Genomic DNA, 18,616 nt, shown 5'->3' on the forward strand with positions numbered 1-18,616 from the left:
GGACCGAAGTCACATCCTTTCATTTTCTTTCTTTAATTGATAAGCGAGATAGACAATCAGCAGTAGCAAGATCAGACTTGTCATGATAGATCCTTCTATCCCAAAAGAGCCACCTGATAGCCAATCTTGATTACCTTGTGGTAAAAAGGTCATCAAAGACGTTCCTGACGGCTGACCACTAACTAAAATCCCAAAAAGATTTCCCTGAGCAAAATTCCAAGCCCCATGAATACCTGCTACACCCCAAACTGTATCTGTTTTGAGGAGGTAAAGTGACATGGCAACTCCGAATAAAAAGAGATTCACTAGAGATAGAGGGGTGAGACCAGAATTTCCCGCATGAAGCAGGGTAAAGAACAGGCTAGATATAAGAACAGCTAGTTTTAGATTGGTTCTTGAGGCCAATTGAGGAAGGAGCCAAGCACGGGCCACCACTTCTTCTGTTGTCCCCTGTAAAATCCAAAATGGAACGGTAAAAATGACAAAGGCTAGCGAATAAGGATTCAAGTGAATGGACTCAAAACGATATTGCCCTAATGCTACTAAACCTAACAAGGTCAGAAGAAAAAGTGCCAGACCTATACCAAATCCTTTAAGAAGATTGCTGAAGAAATTCTCTCTATAAAATCCCAAGGTTCGAATAGGTCTTTTCTCAACTTTTCTAGTCCATCTGAACACAGTGTTGAGAACGAAACCAAAGGACAGCAATTCTAAAATTAAACGAAAGTCACTTGTTTTATCCGTCAAGCTCTGAAGCAAGGTTTGTAAGAAGGCAGCAAAAGCTTGACCACTCTCTCCAAAATTTCTAGCAAGTCCGATGAGTGCTAACAAACTAATACCATACAAAGTATAAGCCACAAACTCTCCTACGAAGACAAAAACAAAGGCTAACAAGAGACTTGTGTAAATGTATAAACTCATTTTTGAAGCTTGGAAGTCTTTAAAAATTCTTTTGTTCTTCATATCTCCGTCCTCTTTTCTTCTATTATATACTATTATTATAGCACTTTGTGATAGCAGTTCAAGAAAGAAATAAAGGGCTTTTATGTTACATCTTCTAACATAAAAGCTCCTAGATTTGCATTTTTTAGTTTTTTCTGATATAATGGGAAAATATTCGGAAAAGGAGACTAAAAATGAAGAAAAAATTTCTAGCATTTTTGCTAATTTTATTCCCAATTTTCTCATTAGGTATTGCAAAGGCAGAAACTATTAAGATTGTGTCTGATACCGCCTATGCACCTTTTGAGTTTAAAGATTCAGATCAAACTTATAAAGGAATTGATGTTGACATTATCAACAAAGTCGCTGAGATTAAAGGATGGAATATTCAGATGTCCTATCCTGGATTTGATGCAGCGGTAAATGCGGTTCAAGCTGGTCAAGCTGACGCTATCATGGCTGGGATGACAAAGACTAAAGAACGTGAAAAAGTCTTCACCATGTCTGATACTTACTATGATACAAAAGTTGTCATTGCAACTACAAAGGCACACAAGATTAGCAAGTACGACCAATTAACTGGCAAAACCGTTGGTGTTAAAAACGGAACTGCTGCTCAACGTTTTCTTGAAACAATCAAAGATAAATACGGTTTTACTATTAAAACATTTGACACTAGTGATTTGATGAACAACAGCTTGAGTGCTGGTGCCATCGATGCCATGATGGATGACAAACCTGTTATCGAGTATGCCATTAACCAAGGCCAAGACCTCCATATTGAAATGGATGGCGAAGCTGTAGGTAGCTTTGCTTTCGGTGTTAAAAAAGGTAGCAAATACGAGCACTTAGTCACTGAATTTAACCAAGCTTTGGCTGAAATGAAAAAAGATGGTAGCCTTGATAAAATCATCAAGAAATGGACTGCTTCATCATCTTCAGCAGTGCCAACTACAACGACTGCAGCTGGTCTAAAAGCAACTCCTGTTAAAGCCAAATACATCATTGCAAGTGATTCTTCTTTTGCACCTTTTGTTTTCCAAAATTCAAGCAACCAATTTACTGGTATTGATATGGAATTGATTAAGGCAATCGCTAAAGATCAAGGTTTTGAAATTGAAATTACCAATCCAGGTTTCGATGCAGCTATCAGTGCTGTCCAAGCTGGTCAAGCAGATGGTATCATTGCTGGTATGTCTGTTACAGATGCTCGTAAGGCAACTTTTGACTTCTCAGAATCCTACTACACTGCTAATACTATCCTTGGTGTCAAAGAATCAAGCACCATTGCTTCTTATGAAGATTTAAAAGGAAAGACAGTTGGTGTTAAAAACGGAACTGCCTCTCAAACCTTCCTAACAGAAAATCAAAGCAAATACGGTTACAAAATCAAAACTTTTGCTGATGGTTCTTCAATGTATGACAGTTTAAACACTGGTGCCATTGATGCCGTTATGGATGATGAACCTGTTCTCAAATATTCTATCAGCCAAGGACAAAAATTGAAAACTCCAATCGCTGGAACTCCAATCGGTGAAACAGCCTTTGCCGTTAAAAAAGGAGCAAATCCAGAATTGATTGAAATGTTCAACAACGGACTTGCAAACCTTAAAGCAAACGGAGAATTCCAAAAGATTCTTGATAAATACCTAGCTAGCGAATCTTCATCTGCTTCAACAAGCACTGTTGATGAGACAACTATCTGGGGCTTGCTTCAAAATAACTACAAACAACTCCTTAGCGGGCTTGGTATCACTCTTGCTCTAGCTCTTATCTCATTTGCTATTGCCATTGTTATCGGGATTATCTTCGGTATGTTTAGCGTTAGCCCATACAAATCTCTTCGTGTGATCTCTGAGATTTTCGTTGACGTTATCCGTGGTATTCCATTGATGATTCTTGCAGCCTTCATCTTCTGGGGAATTCCAAACTTCATCGAGTCTATCACAGGACAACAAAGTCCAATTAACGATTTCGTAGCTGGTACTATTGCCCTATCGCTCAATGCGGCTGCTTATATCGCTGAAATTGTTCGTGGTGGTATTCAAGCCGTCCCAGTTGGTCAAATGGAAGCCAGCCGAAGCTTGGGTATCTCTTATGGCAAAACCATGCGTAAGATTATCCTGCCACAAGCAACTAAATTGATGTTGCCAAACTTTGTTAACCAATTCGTTATCGCTCTTAAAGATACAACCATCGTATCTGCTATCGGTTTGGTTGAACTCTTCCAAACTGGTAAGATTATCATCGCCCGTAACTACCAAAGTTTCAAGATGTATGCAATCCTTGCTATCTTCTATCTTGTAATTATCACACTTTTGACTAGACTAGCGAAACGCTTAGAAAAGAGGATTCGTTAATGGCAAAATTAAAAATTGATGTAAATGATTTACACAAACATTATGGAAAAAATGAGGTTTTAAAAGGAATTACGACTAAGTTCTATGAAGGAGATGTTGTTTGCATCATCGGTCCTTCAGGTTCTGGTAAATCGACCTTCCTTCGTAGCCTCAACCTTCTAGAAGAAGTCACTAGTGGTCACATCACTGTGAACGGCTATGACTTAACTGAAAAAACAACCAACGTTGACCACGTTCGTGAAAATATCGGAATGGTGTTCCAACACTTTAACCTCTTCCCTCACATGTCCGTATTGGACAACATCACCTTTGCTCCTATTGAGCACAAGTTGATGACTAAGGAAGAAGCTGAGAAATTGGGAATGGAATTGCTTGACAAGGTTGGGCTAGCAGATAAAGCTAATGCTAATCCAGATAGCCTATCAGGTGGTCAAAAACAACGTGTGGCTATCGCTCGTGGACTCGCCATGAATCCTGATATCATGCTCTTTGATGAGCCAACTTCCGCTCTTGACCCTGAGATGGTCGGAGACGTACTAAACGTTATGAAGGAATTGGCTGAGCAAGGTATGACCATGATCATCGTAACCCATGAGATGGGATTTGCCCGTCAGGTTGCCAACCGCGTTATCTTTACTGCAGATGGCGAGTTCCTTGAAGACGGAACACCTGATCAAATCTTTGACAACCCTCAACACCCTCGTCTGAAAGAGTTCTTGGACAAGGTCTTAAACGTCTAAACTCAAACTGTAAGGATTTCCTTGCAGTTTTTTTCTATCTCGTATTGGATTTTTTGATTTTTAGGAAAATTATGTTAGAATTAAGTTTATGAAATGAGGTTTCCTCATACCTAGCAAGACTAGGAATAAAATAGAAATTAGGTAGCTAGATGTCATCTAAGGTTATTGTTACAATTTTCGGTGCGAGTGGAGACCTGGCTAAACGCAAGCTCTACCCTTCCCTTTTTAGACTATATAAATCCGGCAATCTTTCCGAGCACTTTGCAGTCATTGGAACTGCTCGTCGTCCTTGGAGCAAGGAATATTTTGAATCTGTTGTAGTCGAATCGATCCTTGATTTGGCAGATAGTACCGAACAGGCTCAAGAGTTCGCTAGCCACTTCTACTATCAAAGTCACGATGTCAATGATACAGAACACTACATTGCTTTGCGTCAATTGCAGGCTGAACTAAATGACAAGTATCAAGCTGAACACAACAAGCTCTTCTTCTTGTCTATGGCGCCTCAATTCTTTGGAACTATCGCAAAACACCTCAAGTCTGAAAACATTGTGGATGGTAAAGGTTTTGAGCGCTTAATCGTTGAAAAACCATTTGGTACAGATTACGCAACTGCAAGCAAGTTGAATGACGAGCTCCTAGCAACATTTGACGAAGAACAAATTTTCCGTATCGACCATTATCTTGGTAAGGAAATGATTCAAAGCATCTTTGCAGTTCGCTTTGCCAACCTGATTTTTGAAAATGTTTGGAACAAGGACTTTATCGACAATGTTCAAATTACCTTTGCAGAGCGCTTGGGTGTAGAAGAACGTGGTGGCTACTATGACCAATCTGGTGCCCTCCGTGATATGGTACAAAACCACACTCTACAACTGCTTTCCCTCCTTGCCATGGACAAGCCAGCAAGCTTCACAAAAGACGAGATTCGTGCTGAGAAGATTAAGGTCTTTAAAAACCTCTATCATCCAACAGATGAAGAGCTTAAAGAACACTTTATCCGTGGTCAATACCGCTCTGGTAAGATTGATGGCATGAAATATATCTCTTATCGTAGCGAGCCAAATGTAAATCCAGAATCAACAACTGAAACCTTTGCATCTGGTGCCTTCTTTGTAAACAGCGATCGATTCCGTGGCGTTCCTTTCTTCTTCCGTACTGGTAAACGTCTGACTGAAAAAGGAACTCATGTCAACATCGTCTTTAAACAAATGGACTCTATCTTTGGTGAGCCACTTGCTCCAAACATTTTGACCATCTATATCCAACCAACAGAAGGTTTCTCTCTCAGTCTAAATGGGAAGCAGGTAGGAGAAGAATTTAACTTGGCTCCTAACTCACTGGATTACCGTACAGATGCAACCGCAACTGGTGCTTCTCCAGAACCATACGAAAAATTGATTTATGATGTCCTAAATAACAACTCAACTAACTTTAGCCACTGGGATGAAGTTGGTGCGTCATGGAAATTGATTGACCGTATCGAAGAGCTTTGGGCTGAAAATGGTGCCCCACTTCATGACTATAAAGCTGGAAGCATGGGACCTCAAGCCAGCTTTGACTTACTTGAAAAATTCGGTGCCAAATGGACTTGGCAGCCAGATATCGCCTATCGTCAAGATGGCCGTTTAGAATAAAAAAAATTCCTGCAAGATAACCTTGCAGGATTTTCTTTATCATCAAATTAAGCCTTCCAAGAGACCTTTCATAAAGTTTTCTGAGTTAAACTCTCCAATATCATCGATTTTTTCACCAAAACCAATCAATTTTACAGGAATATTGAGTTCTTCACGGATGGCTAGAACCACACCACCTCGAGCCGTTCCATCAATCTTAGTCAAGACAATTCCAGTTAATGGCGTGATTTTTGAAAATTCTTTGGCCTGTACCAGGGCATTTTGACCTGTTGATGCATCAAGAGCCAAGAAGGTTTCATGCGGCGCCTCTGGCACAACACGCTTGATGATGCGTCCAATCTTCTCCAACTCAGCCATGAGGTTGTCCTTGTTTTGCAAACGACCAGCAGTATCAATCATGAGAATATCGATACCTTCAGATACGGCACGTTCCATTCCATCAAAGACTACACTGGCTGGGTCAGCTTTTTCAGGTCCAGTCACAACTGGAACGTCCACACGACGACCCCATTCAGCTAGCTGGGCTACTGCCCCCGCGCGGAAGGTATCTGCTGCAACCAGCATGACCTTCTTACCTGCTTGTTTGTAGCGGTGGGCTAATTTTCCGATAGAAGTGGTTTTCCCAACACCATTGACCCCAACAAAGAGCATGACTGTCAAGCCATCTTGGAAGTGGATTCTTTCATCGTAGTTGCCATCCTTTTCATAAAGCTCAACCAATTTCTCAATGATGACACGGCGAAGTGCATCAGGCTTCTTAGCGTTTTCGAGTTTAGCTTCATAGCGAAGCTCTTCTGTTAGGTTAGAAGCGACCTGCACACCGACGTCACTCATGATGAGCAATTCTTCCAATTCTTCGAAGAAGTCTTCATCAACAGAGCGGAAGTTAGCAAAGAAGGCATTCAAGCGTGCTCCGAAGCCTGTACGAGTTTTCTTAAGACTGCGGTCATATTTTTCCTGAACAGTTTCTTCTACTTGAGACGTTTCTGGTTCAAGCACTTCAGAACTATTTTCTTCTACAGTCTCTAGGAGCTCAGTATTCTCTTCCTCTGTGACTTCTTCTGAGTTTAGCAATTCTTCGACTTTTTCTTGATGAACCTCTACATCTGGCTCTGAATCCAGACTTTCTTCAACTGTATCTTGATTTTCCTCTTCTTCGAGCAGACCTTCTTCAGAACTTTCAACTTCTGCCACTTCTTGAGAAACTTCCTCAGCTTCTGTATCTTCAGACAAATCAAGATTTTCCAGAGCTTCTTTTACAACTTCTTCGATTTTAGGTTCTTCTTTTTTTCCGAATAGACGGTCAAATAATCCCATATCTTAGTTCTCCTTTAGCACATATTCTTCGATAGCCCAGGCGACAGCCTCTTCATCATTGGTCATTGGTGTCACTACATTTGCGACTGCCTTGACTTCAGGAACAGCGTTTTGCATGGCAACACCGAGCCCTGCCCATTCAATCATTGAGAGGTCATTTGCCTCGTCACCACAGGCCATGACTTGGCTTTGGTCGATTCCTAGATGGCTGATCAGTTTTGCCAAACCTGTTGCTTTATGAACATTCTTTGGTGACCACTCTAGCAACATTTCCCGTGATTTAAAGATTTCATATTGGTCAAACAATTCCGGAGAAATCTTCTGAATGGCTTCATCCAAGGGTTCTTGAGCAAAGGCAGTCACGCATTTATTGTAAGTCATTTGACTAGATAAGTCTTCAAAATCCACTGGAACAAAGGTCAAAGCTGGATTAAATTTGGCATAAAGACTTTCTTGGTCGGAGTGAATTTGATAAACAGTTCCTTCTGAGATAGCATCAAGAGGCAGTGATAATTTCTCTGTTTCTTCATACAAGCGTGCCACATCATCATATGAAAAGACTGTCTTATCAAGGATTTCACCTGTATTTTTCTGAACCAAACCACCATTAAAAGTAATCGTATACTCATCTTCGTGGCCGTCAGTCCCTAGCTCATGGAGAAAGAAATCCATGGCTTTTAAGGGACGACCAGTTGTCAATACAACCTTGATACCACGATCACGCGCAGCTTTCAGGGTTGCCTTGGTACGATCCGTCAGCCTTTTATCAGTAGTCAGCAAGGTCCCGTCCAAGTCCAATGCAATCAATTTTATATCTGCCATTATAAGCCCTCCATATAAGCTATAACCGACTGGTCCTTATGGTGACCAATCACAGTTTCTGCTAATTCTAAAATCTCTGGTCGTGCATTTTCAGGAGCTACAGGATGTCCCACAACCTGCATCATATGCAAGTCATTTAGATTGTCTCCAAAAGCCATGACCTGATCCATTGTGATACCAAGTTTTTTAGCTAATTCAACAATGGCCACACCCTTATCGACATAGTCCAGAACAATATCAATAGATTCAAAGCCAGTTGTCATGGCCTTAACACCAGGGACGTTTTCGTTTACCCAAGCCTCACCAGCTTCTAGCGTTTCTTCTGTGAAGTTGGTTGTAAATTTGAAAATGTCATCTGTAATATCTTCTAGACTCGCTACTTTTTGGATATTTTCATTATAGTGCTGACTCACTTTTAAATAGGTCTCATCAACCGTATCTAGAACATAAGCTCCCTTTTTTCCCGTCAAGAGCAGTTTATTGATATCTACATAAGGTGAAGTTTTCAGCCTTTCAAAAGTTGATAGATAAAAGTCACGAGACATAGTCGCTTCATACAAGTCCTGACCTTGATACTCTACTAAACTGCCATTTTCCGCGATGAAAATAATGTCATCACGAACATCAGCAAATAATTTTTCTAGAGACAGAAATCCGCGCCCTGAAGCTACCGCAAAGTAAATCCTTTTTTCCTTATAGGAAGCCAAGAGAGACTTGAGGCGGTTCATATCAAAGCGCCCGTTTCCATCTAGAAAAGTTCCGTCCATATCTGTTGCTACTAGTTTAATCATAAAATCTTTCTTACTCCGATTAGTAAATCTACCTTCTATTATACCATAGATAGCTAGAAAAAGGACGAGTCTATCAGCTTTACCTATCTTTTATCCTTTCCTACTAGCTAGTACTGATTTCAACTTAAAAACTCTTAAAAAATTAAAATCGTGCAACTTTTTTCAGACAGTTTTAAAAGATTGATTTCCTTATATTTTTCCTTTATACTGGATAAAAAGGAGAATAATATGTCAGAAACAAATCACGAAATTGATTCAAATTTTGCAGGTCGTTTAAATATCCTGCGTGCGGGTGTGCTTGGTGCCAATGATGGGATTATTTCCATTGCTGGTGTGGTTATCGGGGTTGCTAGTGCCACGACCAATATCTGGATTATCTTTTTATCAGGCTTTGCAGCTATTTTGGCAGGTGCCTTTTCAATGGCTGGTGGAGAATATGTATCCGTTTCAACTCAAAAAGATACCGAGGAAGCAGCCGTTGCGCGTGAGCAAGTCTTGCTAGACCAAGATATGGAACTAGCCAAAAAGTCCCTCTATGCTGCCTATATTCAAAATGGTGAGTGTGAAACATCAGCCCAACTTCTCACCAACAAAGCCTTTTTAAATAATCCGCTCAAGGCTTTGGTAGAGGAAAAATATGGGATTGAGTATGAAGAGTTTACCAATCCTTGGCATGCTGCTATCTCTAGCTTTATTTCTTTTTTCCTTGGTAGCTTACCACCAATGCTTTCAATTACCATTTTCCCAAGTGAATACCGCATACCTGCTACTGTCCTTATCGTCGGTGTGGCTCTTCTTCTCACTGGCTACACAAGTGCTAGACTTGGAAAAGCCCCGACCAAAACGGCTATGATTCGGAACCTTGCTATTGGTCTCTTAACTATGGGCGTTACTTTCCTGCTCGGACAACTTTTCAGCATTTAGAACATAAGAAATACCTCGATTTTGAAGTCGAGGTATCTTTTTTTACATTTGCACAATTTTACGATAACTTCTAGAAGTAATCATGAAAATCAGCACATAGGCGATGAGGAAGATAGCGCAGATAGACAAGGTCACAATCAACATCATATTCGTATCTATTACACCAATTACTTTTAAAATCAGACTAAGCATATGGTAGGCAAATGCTAGATGTATGAAGGCAAAAAGCAAAGGAAGGAAGAAAACAGTTAAAACCTGTTTGTTGATGGTTTGCTTGATTTGCTTTTGATCCAAACCGACTTTCTGCAAGATAATAAAGCGTTCACGGTCTTCATAGCCTTCAGAAATTTGTTTGTAGTAGATGACCAGAACGGTTCCGATCATAAAGATAATGGATAGGAAAATACCGATAAAGAAGACACCACCAAAGAGGGCACTCATCTGAGAACGAGCATCTGCTAGATTGCTACCATAAACATAGCTATCTTCTGTGTTTAATTGAGCATTAAACTGATTGAGGTAGTTTTCATACTCTTCAGCGACCTTGAGTTGTTCTTCTTCACTGATATTTACATTCATACCGCCGTAAAACTGATTATAGATAGCCGAATCTGGGAATTGATCCAAAAAGGCTTGTAAATTAGGTACAACAAGGTAATTGTAATCAGTAGTCAAAATATTAAACTGATTTGGGACATGGTTGACAATAAAATCTTTATTAAATTCTTCTTTGACAGAAAATTGATGATCATTTAGAGTTAGTACTTTCTGTCCTTTCAGTCCGTCATTTTTGGCAAAGAGACCGACCTCATTTCCTGATAGAGACAGTTTTTGACCAGTCATATTTTCATAATCTTTTTGGTCAAATACCATGAAAACTGTTTTTGGTTGGACACGGTTTTGTCCTTTTTCAAAAATAGTTAACTTGGTTCCTTCTTGATTTGCAATACCAAAGTTACTGTAACGAAGAACTTCTTTCTCTTTGACACTATAACCTTTGTCACTTGCAAACTGGTTCAAGAGTTTGTCCAAATCTTCTTTTTCAACATTTTTTCCAGTAATTCCAAAGTCATGCGGATTTAGAACTTTTTTTAAGCTTTCTGCGGAATTGAAAATGCTTGTCGCTGCTGACATGGTTACCAAAACCATTGTTGACAAGATAGCGATAGTTGCTAGTCCAACCGCATTTTTCTTCATACGGAAAATCAAGTTAGACACTGAGATCAGGTTATTAGGTTGGTAATAGTATTTCTTGTTTTTCTTTAAGATTTGGAGGAAGACTGTAATTCCTGCATTGAACAAGAGATAGGTCCCAAAGATAACCAGTAAAACAGCTAGGAAGAAAGTTGTTAGGGCTGTAAGAGGATCGGTTACCGTAAGGGCAAGATAATAGCCAATCCCTAAACTTATGGAACCAAGAATAGTTTGGAGAGGTAGGAAACGACCTCTTTTCTCTCCGCTTGCTTTCTCACGCGAGAGCTGGAGGGCATTCATACGGGCGATTCGAAGGGCATTCAGGAACATGAGGCCTAGGAAAATCAATCCAAAGACAACAAGTACTGCAATGACAACATTCATTTGGAAGGTAGCGACCAGCTCAACCTTCAATTTCATCAGTTTGAGCAAGAAAGCGAAAATTAACTTGTCAAACAAGGCTCCAATACCGATACCCGCTCCAACAGTTAGAATCCCAAATACCACTAACTCCTTAAAGGTCATACTGATAAGATGACGCTTCTCCAAGCCCAACATGCCATAAATTCCTAGTTCCTTGGAACGGTTCTTCATTACAAAACTATTGGCATAGAGGACGATAATGGCTGACGCAAGGGTGACGACAAACATACCAAATCCAAGTGTAGCCTGAATGGTTGTTCCTCCACGGATTTCCGCAATCTTGGGATTGAAAGTTAGGGAGTAAAAGAGATAGGTGACGGTGACTGCCAAGAGAACAGCCAGTGCAAAAGGATAATAGAGTTTGCGGTTTTTAATCAAGTTCGATACCGCTAACTTATTGGTTAATCGAAACATACTAATTCACCTCGCTTGCCATGACAGTCAAGGTATCAGAAATTTCTTGGAACATCTGACGTTCTGTCTTCTCTCCACGGTAGATTTGGTTGTAAAGAATGCCGTCTTTGATAAAGAGTACACGTTTAGCTCTGCTAGCTGCTGCTGTTGAGTGGGTTACCATGAGAATGGTTTGGCCACGCTCATTGATTTCATCAAAGACATCAAGTAAGGCTGCAGATGACTTGGAATCAAGGGCTCCTGTTGGCTCGTCCGCAAGGAGAATTTCAGGTTCTGTGATGATGGCGCGTGCTACTGCTACACGCTGTTTCTGACCACCAGAAATCTCGTAAGGGTACTTCTCTTGTAATTGGTTGATGCCTAGATTCTCAGCTGTCACCACCAATTTCTTCATCATCTCCGTAATAGGTCTTCTTGACAAGACAAGCGGAAGCAAGATATTATCTTTTACAGAGAGAGTATCTAACAAATTAAAGTCTTGGAAGACAAATCCCAGCTTTTCACGACGGAAGCTAGAGGCCTGTGAATTTTTAATAGTTGCTGTATCAGTTCCGTTCAAGTAAACCTGACCACGACTTGGTTTATCCAGCATAGCTAGGATATTGAGAAGAGTTGATTTACCAGAACCAGACTCACCCATGATGGCAACGTAGTCACCCTTTTCTACGGTAAAGTGAATATCCTTGAGGGCTTCTACTTGGTTGCCCTGAAAACGAGTTTTATAAATTTTTTGAACGTGTTTTACATCTAAAAGTGTCATGAGAATCTCCTTTCTTAATATCCCATCAAATGAAATGTTGCTTGCATCATAGCGCATCCCAGCTGAACACGCTCGATATCTTTGTGGCTTGGTTTTCTTGTTTTCTTATGTAAGATTTGTTTCATGATGTTACTCCTTTGTTCTTTATGAGTCTAGTTTACATCAAAAAAAGACTGCTTGCCATAACCTAACCTTACAAAAGAGACTTTAATCTTACATTTTTGTAAGATTGGGGGAAATATACCCATTTCATTAAAAATATTTTACCATAAAAAGAAATCAAGAAGAAAACCCTTGCGGATGCAAGGGTTCAAAAATTTTAAAATAGATTAGTCGAATTCATAGACTAACAGTAAAATAACTGTTTCTACCTCACCAAAACCATCCTTGATTATCGTCAATGGCTTGGGCTTCTTTGCGTTTTCGTGGGCCTGTTCCGTACATTTCTGCTTCGATTTCTTCCTTGGTTGGCATGATAGAAGCTAGGATGATATAGATAATCACGCCAAGTCCAAAGTTTGCAACTGTAAAAATGGCAAACAAGAAACGAACAAGAGTAACATCAAAGTTCCACTTGTCTGACAGACCTGCCAGAACTCCTGAAATCATGCGATTTCGTCTCATTTTATAAAATTTACTGTTCATGATATTTCCTCTTTCTGCTAGGTTAGACATAGTATATCACGGGTAGGCTCGGCTTTCATCAGTCCTCAGGCTGATTTATTAGTAGCAATTTACCTCTACAAACTCCACAGCGATAGCGTTTTGTATCAATCCTTCGTTTGCGATGATACCTTTGCTGGCAGGATTGGCAACGATAAAGTTTGAGTGGTTTAGAGTGGCTATTTGTCAAGGAGGGCACAAAGCGTAATCCATCCACTGATTTCAACAGTTCCTTAAAATCCCGATCCTTGTGTTGATAGCCCTTCCCTTGAAAATAGAGGTGATAATGACAGAGTTCATGTCGGACAATTTTCCTAAAAACATCCAGACCCAATTCCTGATAAACCTTTGAATTAAAATCCAAATGCCCATCTTTGGGGAAAAATCGCCCACCTGTCGAACGTAGACGATAATTCCACTGAGCTTGATGGATAAAATGTCTGCCGAAGTCTTCTAGTGAAACCTGCTTGACGTAATCAGTCAGTTTCATTTGGAGCGAGGAGCGACAGATTGACTTTTTCACGTTCAGTATCGATTTTCTTGACCCAAACGGTCACCAAATCTCCGACTGACACAACTTGACTAGGGTGTTTGATGAACTTGCGACTCATATGCGAAATGTGAATCAAGCCGTCTTCGTGAATTCCAATGTCAACGAAGGCACCGAAGTCAACGACGTTACGCACTACACCTTCTAGCTTCTGACCAATCACTAAATCTTTGATATCTAGGACATCTTGGCGAAGCACAGGTGCATCAAAAGAGTCACGGAAATCTCGACCTGGTTTAAGAAGGTCTGCAATGATATCTTTAAGAGTTTCTGGACCAAGATCTAGCTCTTGCGCCATTTCCTTGACTGAAAGCGACTTGAGTTTGCTTTGGGCTTCTTCATTCAAGTCTGTAATGTCCAAACGTTTGAAAAGTTCCTTAACGGCAGCGTAATTTTCTGGGTGAACTCCTGTATTATCAAGGATATTGCTACTTTCAGGGATACGAAGGAAACCAGCTGCCTGCTCAAAGGCCTTGGCTCCCAGACGGGGAACCTTTTTGATTTGAGCGCGTGAAGTGATTTTTCCTTCTTCTTCGCGGTATTTGACAATATTTTCAGAGATAGTTTTGTTGAGTCCAGCTACGTGTGAAAGAAGAGCAGGACTGGCTGTATTGACATTGACACCAACTTGGTTCACCACGGTATCCACGACAAAGTCCAGACTCTCAGACAATTTCTTCTGGCTGACATCGTGCTGATACTGACCGACACCAATTGACTTAGGATCGATTTTGACCAATTCTGCAAGCGGATCTTGCAAACGACGGGCGATAGAAATGGCAGAGCGTTTTTCAACGGTCAAGTCTGGAAATTCCTGACGAGCAAGTTCGCTGGCAGAATAGACCGAAGCACCACTTTCATTGACGATAACATAGCTGACTTCTGGAAAATCTTTAAGAACTTCCGCCACAAAGGCTTCACTTTCACGACTAGCAGTACCATTTCCGATGGCAATGATTTCCACGCCGTATTGACCAATCAAGTCTGCCAACTCTTTCTTGGCTTCTTCGATTTGACGAGCTGATGCTGGTTTAACAGGATAAATGACCTGAGTTGTCAGCATTTTACCCGTTGCATCTACGACAGCTAGCTTGGCACCTGTACGAAAGGCAGGGTCAAATCCAAGAACCACGCGCCCTTTCAGAGGAGCAACCAAGAGGAGATTGCGTAGGTTGTCCGAAAAGAGTTGGATAGCTCCTTCTTCCGCTTTCTCAGTCAATTCTGTCCGAATACGTCGCTCGATAGCAGGTAAGACTTTTTTCTTAACAGATTGCTGAACCACTTCATCAATATAGGCATTCTTCACCTTGAAACGAGTAGCAAAAAAGGCAAGAATACGGTCCGTCGCATGTTCAAAACCTACCTTCAAAATACCTAGCTTCTCCCCACGATTGAGGGCTAAAGTACGATAGCCTTGCATATTTCCAACTGTCTCAGAAAAATCATAGTAAATCTGAAAAACCTGCTTTTCATCAAGACTTTCATCCTTGACTTGAGAAGTGAGTTTAGAGTGTCTCAGCACCTCCTGATAAGTTAGAGCGCGTAAATTGACATCTTCCGATAAGGCTTCGACCAAGATATCAACTGCACCAGCCAAGGTCTCCTTACCAGTCGCAAATCCTTCACAGACGAACTTTTCAGCTTCCTTCTCTAAGCCAGCTACATTCTGCAAAATCAAGCGAGCAAGTGGGAAGAGTCCAGCTTCACGAGCAATAGTTGCCTTGGTCCGACGCTTTTCCTTGTAAGGAAGATAGAGTTCTTCAACGTCTGCTAATTTTTCGGCAGCTAAGATAGCTTCTTCCAACTCCTTGGTCAGCTTGCCTTGTTCTTGAATCTTAGCTAAAACAGCTTCCTTACGGTCGTTGAGGTTGGTCAGACTTTTATCCAAGTCAATAATGGCCTTAATTGCCACCTCATCCAGACTACCAGTCATGTCCTTGCGATAACGCGCGATAAAGGGAATAGTAGCCCCTTCAGCTGTCAAACTTAGAACAGTATCAATTTGCTTTAACGTCACTCCCAAATCTTGGGAGATTTTTTCATATTTTTTATCCATGAATCTATTATACCACAAGCTATACGTTTCAAATTAGCTCTTACAGTATTTAAAAACAATATGTGGGGAATAGATTTATATTCTATAGTGCAATAACTTGTACTTAGAGAGTATTGCCACCTTTTTTAACCAATCCCTGACATCAAAAGTATTTAATGGCTCTGGCATAATAGCCAGTTCTGGGACCCGCATTATTAAGAAGGTTGCAATTTAATTCTAATAGTTGACAAAAGGATAAGTGATTAATTGTACTGTTTTTATTTTTGACAATAATGCGCCACGATTCTTCCTCTCTATTCTTTAAGAAAACGCTTTTTTGAAGAATAGGATTGTAATTTCTGTTTCTAATCGATCAAAATGCGTGTTTTTGAGAAATAAAAAATCGCAAGCCTGAGCCTGCGGTGAGTGTAATCTATTTTGAAATTTTAAATAAAAAAGGAGCATTTAAGCTCCATCCTTTGAAATAACGGACACTTGGCTGGTCGGTGTACCCAGCATCTCAGATACCTTTTTCAAGGTGCGGCAGGAACCTTTCTGCCCTCAAATGTCTTTCGTTAATATTATTCTAGCACTATCTACTTTTTTTGTCAAGTTTTCTCAATCTACCAGACTTAATACGACTTTGTAACTTAAAATCTTGTAAGCGATACATGGTCGGAACATAAAAGAAATCACCACTTTTATGTAACTTAATCGCAACAAGAACATTATTATCAAATCTTTTTACATATTCAAAACTGGCGTCTTTCTCTCGTGGATTGACCCCGACGAAATCTGGGTTCCTTAGTATGAGTTCCAGGTCTTCAATATGATGAATCACATCATTATGATGTCGTTTCAACATATGACTTCTTAAACCTTCTTTGTTAACTTTGATATCACTAGCTTCAAGAACAATATTAAAAATTTCTTTTACTTCGTCAGTCACCTGACCGATCTTTTTATGTTCCATCATTTCCTCCGTTATTCCACAATTATTATATCACAATCATAGTGTATACTAGGATATATCACGCTCTATTATTCGTTAGATACTCAATTTTAACTTTTCCCTTTTCCTCAAAATAATAGTATAATAGAGGTAGAATTTAGAATTGAGGTACACCTATGGCTGTAAAATTTACAAAACGAGACGACTTGGACAAGATGTTTGAAGAATTTGCTAAACTCCCTGATTTGAAGCAAGTTACTTTCCCTGATAACAAAGAGAAAAAAGCCAAAGCAGAAAAGAAAAACTAGATGATAGCTTTCCAACAACTCCCATCTAGTGTGCTTCAGACTGGAGCTATTTTCCTCTCCATTATCATTGAAGCCCTCCCTTTCGTGCTAATAGGGAGTATTGTCTCAGGGCTGATTGAGGTCTATATCACACCTGACAAGGTTTATCATTTTCTCCCTCGCAATCGTTGGGGGAGAATCTTTTTTGGGACTTTCGTCGGGATACTTTTTCCCTCTTGTGAATGTGGAATCGTCCCCATTATCAATCGTTTTCTGGAAAAGAAGGTTCCCAGTTACACGGCTGTTCCCTTTCTTGTGACTGCACCAGTTATTAATCCCATTGTACTTTTTGCGACCTATTCTGCCTTTGGCAACTCCTTCCACGTCGCCCTGTTACGGGCTCTGGGTTCCATTGTTGTGGCTGTGATACTTGGAATTTTTCTGGGATTCTTCTGGCAAGAACCGATTCAGAAAGAAAATCGTTTGGCCTGTCATGAGCACGATTTTTCTCATTTGAATCCTGCAAAAAAAGTTTTTCAGGTCTTTGTGCAAGCCATTGATGAATTTTTTGATACGGGGCGTTATTTGGTATTTGGCTGTCTCTTCGCCTCTGTTATACAGGTTTATGTTCCGACTCGGATTCTGACCTCTATCAGTGCGACTCCTCTTTTTGCCATCCTCCTCTTGATGCTTTTGGCCTTTCTTCTTTCTCTCTGTAGTGAGGCGGATGCCTTTATCGGTGCTTCTCTTCTCTCAAGTTTCGGCTTGGCACCAGTTCTGGCCTTTCTCGTCATTGGCCCAATGCTGGATATCAAAAATATTCTCATGATGAAAAATTACTTGAAAGCACGATTTATCGGTCACTTCATAACGATTGTGACTCTGGTCGTCTTAGTATATTCTCTCTTGATTGGAGTCATCCTATGATTCGATTTTTAGTTTTAGCTGGCTATTTTGAATTGACCATTTATCTCCATCTGTCTGGCAAATTAAACCAGTACATCAACATGCACTATTCCTATCTGGCTTATATTTCCATGGTGCTTTCTTTTATCTTGGCAATTGTTCAACTGTATATCTGGATGAAGCAAGTCAAAACCCATAGTCATCTGAACAGCCGATTGGCGAAGGTGACGAGTATTGCTCTTCTGGCTATTCCTATTGTCGTCGGTTTAACTTTTCCAACTGTTAGCTTGGATTCTCAGACCGTTTCAGCCAAAGGCTATCATTTCCCCTTATCAGAAGGCACGGATCAAGCTATTCAGACAAGTGAAGGGACGACAAGCCAATATTTGAAACCAGATACCAGTTCTTATTTTTCAAAAGCAGCTTATGAAAAGGAAATGCGAACTGCGGCGGATAAATACTTGTCCCAAGATAGTATTCAGATTACGAATGAAAACTATATGGAAGTCATGGAGGCTATCTATGACTATCCAGATGAGTTTGAGGGTAAGACAGTCCAGTTCACAGGCTTTGTCTATAATGACCCCAGTCATTCCAATAGCCAATTTCTGTTCCGCTTCGGCATTATTCACTGTATCGCAGATTCTGGTGTCTATGGATTGCTGACCAAGGGAAATACCCGTCAGTATGAAAACAACACCTGGATAACAGCCAAAGGAAAACTGGTCAATCACTATCATAAAGAACTCAAACAAAATCTTCCAACCTTGGAAATCGATAGCTTTACAAAAGTCGATAAACCAGAAAATCCCTATGTGTATCGCGTGTTTTAAAAAAGTAGCCTGGAAAGGGCTACTTTTTCTATTTAGAAATAAGAATCTAAAGTATGGGTAATTTTG

At 40.3% G+C, this 18,616-nt stretch carries 17 protein-coding genes; 7 read left to right on the top strand and 10 right to left on the bottom strand.

Going from position 1 to position 18,616, the window contains the following annotated elements:
• Positions 1-9 precede the first annotated feature (9 nt).
• On the bottom strand, positions 10-963 hold the full coding sequence (locus tag ACLNCP_RS06965) for a CPBP family intramembrane glutamic endopeptidase (RefSeq protein WP_424844231.1): 954 nt from the start codon (positions 961-963) through the stop codon (positions 10-12).
• Between the two features lie 173 nt (positions 964-1,136).
• Between ACLNCP_RS06965 and ACLNCP_RS06970 the strand changes: the two genes are divergently transcribed.
• The 3 genes from ACLNCP_RS06970 to zwf all read left to right on the top strand — a co-directional run bounded on the left by ACLNCP_RS06970 (position 1,137) and on the right by zwf (position 5,679).
• Positions 1,137-3,302 carry an ABC transporter substrate-binding protein/permease gene (locus tag ACLNCP_RS06970; protein WP_004254184.1) on the top strand — a complete coding sequence of 722 codons (2,166 nt, stop codon included), beginning with the start codon at positions 1,137-1,139 and terminating at the stop codon, positions 3,300-3,302.
• Positions 3,302-4,042, top strand: coding sequence for an amino acid ABC transporter ATP-binding protein (locus tag ACLNCP_RS06975; protein WP_001096315.1), 741 nt, complete (start codon positions 3,302-3,304; stop codon positions 4,040-4,042). The genes ACLNCP_RS06970 and ACLNCP_RS06975 overlap by 1 nt, the downstream gene beginning before the upstream one ends.
• A 149-nt stretch (positions 4,043-4,191) precedes the next feature.
• The gene (gene zwf / locus ACLNCP_RS06980) at positions 4,192-5,679 is read left to right on the top strand and encodes a glucose-6-phosphate dehydrogenase (RefSeq protein WP_000096104.1); all 1,488 of its coding nucleotides are present in this window, start codon (positions 4,192-4,194) and stop codon (positions 5,677-5,679) included.
• Between the two features lie 42 nt (positions 5,680-5,721).
• On the opposite strand, the gene ftsY is transcribed toward zwf, so the two are convergent.
• The 3 genes from ftsY to ACLNCP_RS06995 are packed head-to-tail and all read right to left on the bottom strand — an operon-like array spanning position 5,722 to position 8,609.
• Entirely contained in the window at positions 5,722-6,996 is a 1,275-nt protein-coding gene (ftsY, locus tag ACLNCP_RS06985) for a signal recognition particle-docking protein FtsY (protein ID WP_424844232.1), read from the bottom strand.
• 3 nt (positions 6,997-6,999) lie between these two features.
• Entirely contained in the window at positions 7,000-7,818 is an 819-nt protein-coding gene (locus ACLNCP_RS06990) for a Cof-type HAD-IIB family hydrolase (RefSeq protein ID WP_265530927.1), read from the bottom strand.
• A complete protein-coding gene (locus tag ACLNCP_RS06995) occupies positions 7,818-8,609 on the bottom strand; it encodes a Cof-type HAD-IIB family hydrolase (protein WP_120718720.1) in 792 nt (263 codons plus the stop codon). Before ACLNCP_RS06995 ends, ACLNCP_RS06990 begins: the two co-directional genes overlap by 1 nt.
• A 228-nt stretch (positions 8,610-8,837) precedes the next feature.
• On the opposite strand from ACLNCP_RS06995, the gene ACLNCP_RS07000 reads away from it, so the two are divergent.
• Positions 8,838-9,533 (top strand): VIT1/CCC1 transporter family protein, encoded by a 696-nt coding sequence (locus tag ACLNCP_RS07000; protein WP_049491727.1) that lies wholly within the window; start codon positions 8,838-8,840, stop codon positions 9,531-9,533.
• A 42-nt stretch (positions 9,534-9,575) separates the two neighbouring features.
• Here the strand turns inward: ACLNCP_RS07000 and ACLNCP_RS07005 are convergent, their stop codons facing one another.
• The 6 genes from ACLNCP_RS07005 to ACLNCP_RS07030 all read right to left on the bottom strand — a co-directional run bounded on the left by ACLNCP_RS07005 (position 9,576) and on the right by ACLNCP_RS07030 (position 16,545).
• Positions 9,576-11,564, bottom strand: a complete 1,989-nt coding sequence (locus tag ACLNCP_RS07005; protein ID WP_424844233.1) for an ABC transporter permease — start codon at positions 11,562-11,564, stop codon at positions 9,576-9,578.
• A gap of 1 nt (position 11,565) precedes the next feature.
• A complete protein-coding gene (locus ACLNCP_RS07010; protein WP_000173358.1) occupies positions 11,566-12,324 on the bottom strand; it encodes an ABC transporter ATP-binding protein in 759 nt (252 codons plus the stop codon).
• Between the two features lie 372 nt (positions 12,325-12,696).
• Positions 12,697-12,969, bottom strand: coding sequence for a PspC domain-containing protein (locus ACLNCP_RS07015; RefSeq protein ID WP_049551001.1), 273 nt, complete (start codon positions 12,967-12,969; stop codon positions 12,697-12,699).
• Positions 12,970-13,027: 58 nt separating this feature from the next.
• Positions 13,028-13,477, bottom strand: a complete 450-nt coding sequence (locus ACLNCP_RS07020) for a SprT family protein (RefSeq protein WP_424844272.1) — start codon at positions 13,475-13,477, stop codon at positions 13,028-13,030.
• Entirely contained in the window at positions 13,464-15,593 is a 2,130-nt protein-coding gene (locus ACLNCP_RS07025; RefSeq protein WP_424844234.1) for a Tex family protein, read from the bottom strand. Before ACLNCP_RS07025 ends, ACLNCP_RS07020 begins: the two co-directional genes overlap by 14 nt.
• Before the next feature lie 571 nt (positions 15,594-16,164).
• Positions 16,165-16,545 carry a PBECR2 nuclease fold domain-containing protein gene (locus ACLNCP_RS07030; RefSeq protein WP_314732430.1) on the bottom strand — a complete coding sequence of 127 codons (381 nt, stop codon included), beginning with the start codon at positions 16,543-16,545 and terminating at the stop codon, positions 16,165-16,167.
• Between the two features lie 155 nt (positions 16,546-16,700).
• Between ACLNCP_RS07030 and ACLNCP_RS07035 the strand changes: the two genes are divergently transcribed.
• Genes ACLNCP_RS07035 through ACLNCP_RS07045 form a run of 3 tightly spaced genes read left to right on the top strand, consistent with a single transcriptional unit; the run spans position 16,701 to position 18,550 of the window.
• The gene (locus ACLNCP_RS07035) at positions 16,701-16,832 is read left to right on the top strand and encodes an SPJ_0845 family protein (protein WP_084953630.1); all 132 of its coding nucleotides are present in this window, start codon (positions 16,701-16,703) and stop codon (positions 16,830-16,832) included.
• Positions 16,833-17,738: a permease gene (locus tag ACLNCP_RS07040; RefSeq protein WP_424844235.1), complete on the top strand. Its 906-nt coding sequence runs from the start codon at positions 16,833-16,835 to the stop codon at positions 17,736-17,738. It begins immediately after the preceding gene.
• Entirely contained in the window at positions 17,735-18,550 is an 816-nt protein-coding gene (locus ACLNCP_RS07045) for a TIGR03943 family putative permease subunit (protein ID WP_424844236.1), read from the top strand. Before ACLNCP_RS07040 ends, ACLNCP_RS07045 begins: the two co-directional genes overlap by 4 nt.
• Positions 18,551-18,616: the final 66 nt, after the last annotated feature.

It is taken from the genome of Streptococcus sp. CL6.35 (genome assembly GCF_049737915.1).
Taxonomy (GTDB): domain Bacteria; phylum Bacillota; class Bacilli; order Lactobacillales; family Streptococcaceae; genus Streptococcus.

What these genes read in the sequence shown, in the direction of transcription:
- ACLNCP_RS07030 (WP_314732430.1), bottom strand. Translation starts at nt 16,545, where the DNA reads ATGGAACATAAAAAGATCGGTCAGGTGACTGACGAAGTAAAAGAAATT.
- zwf (WP_000096104.1), top strand. Translation starts at nt 4,192, where the DNA reads ATGTCATCTAAGGTTATTGTTACAATTTTCGGTGCGAGTGGAGACCTG.
- ACLNCP_RS07045 (WP_424844236.1), top strand. Translation starts at nt 17,735, where the DNA reads ATGATTCGATTTTTAGTTTTAGCTGGCTATTTTGAATTGACCATTTAT.
- ACLNCP_RS07020 (WP_424844272.1), bottom strand. Translation starts at nt 13,477, where the DNA reads ATGAAACTGACTGATTACGTCAAGCAGGTTTCACTAGAAGACTTCGGC.
- ACLNCP_RS07035 (WP_084953630.1), top strand. Translation starts at nt 16,701, where the DNA reads ATGGCTGTAAAATTTACAAAACGAGACGACTTGGACAAGATGTTTGAA.
- ACLNCP_RS06975 (WP_001096315.1), top strand. Translation starts at nt 3,302, where the DNA reads ATGGCAAAATTAAAAATTGATGTAAATGATTTACACAAACATTATGGA.
- ACLNCP_RS06970 (WP_004254184.1), top strand. Translation starts at nt 1,137, where the DNA reads ATGAAGAAAAAATTTCTAGCATTTTTGCTAATTTTATTCCCAATTTTC.
- ACLNCP_RS07025 (WP_424844234.1), bottom strand. Translation starts at nt 15,593, where the DNA reads ATGGATAAAAAATATGAAAAAATCTCCCAAGATTTGGGAGTGACGTTA.
- ACLNCP_RS07000 (WP_049491727.1), top strand. Translation starts at nt 8,838, where the DNA reads ATGTCAGAAACAAATCACGAAATTGATTCAAATTTTGCAGGTCGTTTA.
- ACLNCP_RS07010 (WP_000173358.1), bottom strand. Translation starts at nt 12,324, where the DNA reads ATGACACTTTTAGATGTAAAACACGTTCAAAAAATTTATAAAACTCGT.
- ACLNCP_RS06995 (WP_120718720.1), bottom strand. Translation starts at nt 8,609, where the DNA reads ATGATTAAACTAGTAGCAACAGATATGGACGGAACTTTTCTAGATGGA.
- ACLNCP_RS07005 (WP_424844233.1), bottom strand. Translation starts at nt 11,564, where the DNA reads ATGTTTCGATTAACCAATAAGTTAGCGGTATCGAACTTGATTAAAAAC.
- ACLNCP_RS07040 (WP_424844235.1), top strand. Translation starts at nt 16,833, where the DNA reads ATGATAGCTTTCCAACAACTCCCATCTAGTGTGCTTCAGACTGGAGCT.
- ACLNCP_RS06990 (WP_265530927.1), bottom strand. Translation starts at nt 7,818, where the DNA reads ATGGCAGATATAAAATTGATTGCATTGGACTTGGACGGGACCTTGCTG.
- ACLNCP_RS06965 (WP_424844231.1), bottom strand. Translation starts at nt 963, where the DNA reads ATGAAGAACAAAAGAATTTTTAAAGACTTCCAAGCTTCAAAAATGAGT.
- ftsY (WP_424844232.1), bottom strand. Translation starts at nt 6,996, where the DNA reads ATGGGATTATTTGACCGTCTATTCGGAAAAAAAGAAGAACCTAAAATC.
- ACLNCP_RS07015 (WP_049551001.1), bottom strand. Translation starts at nt 12,969, where the DNA reads ATGAACAGTAAATTTTATAAAATGAGACGAAATCGCATGATTTCAGGA.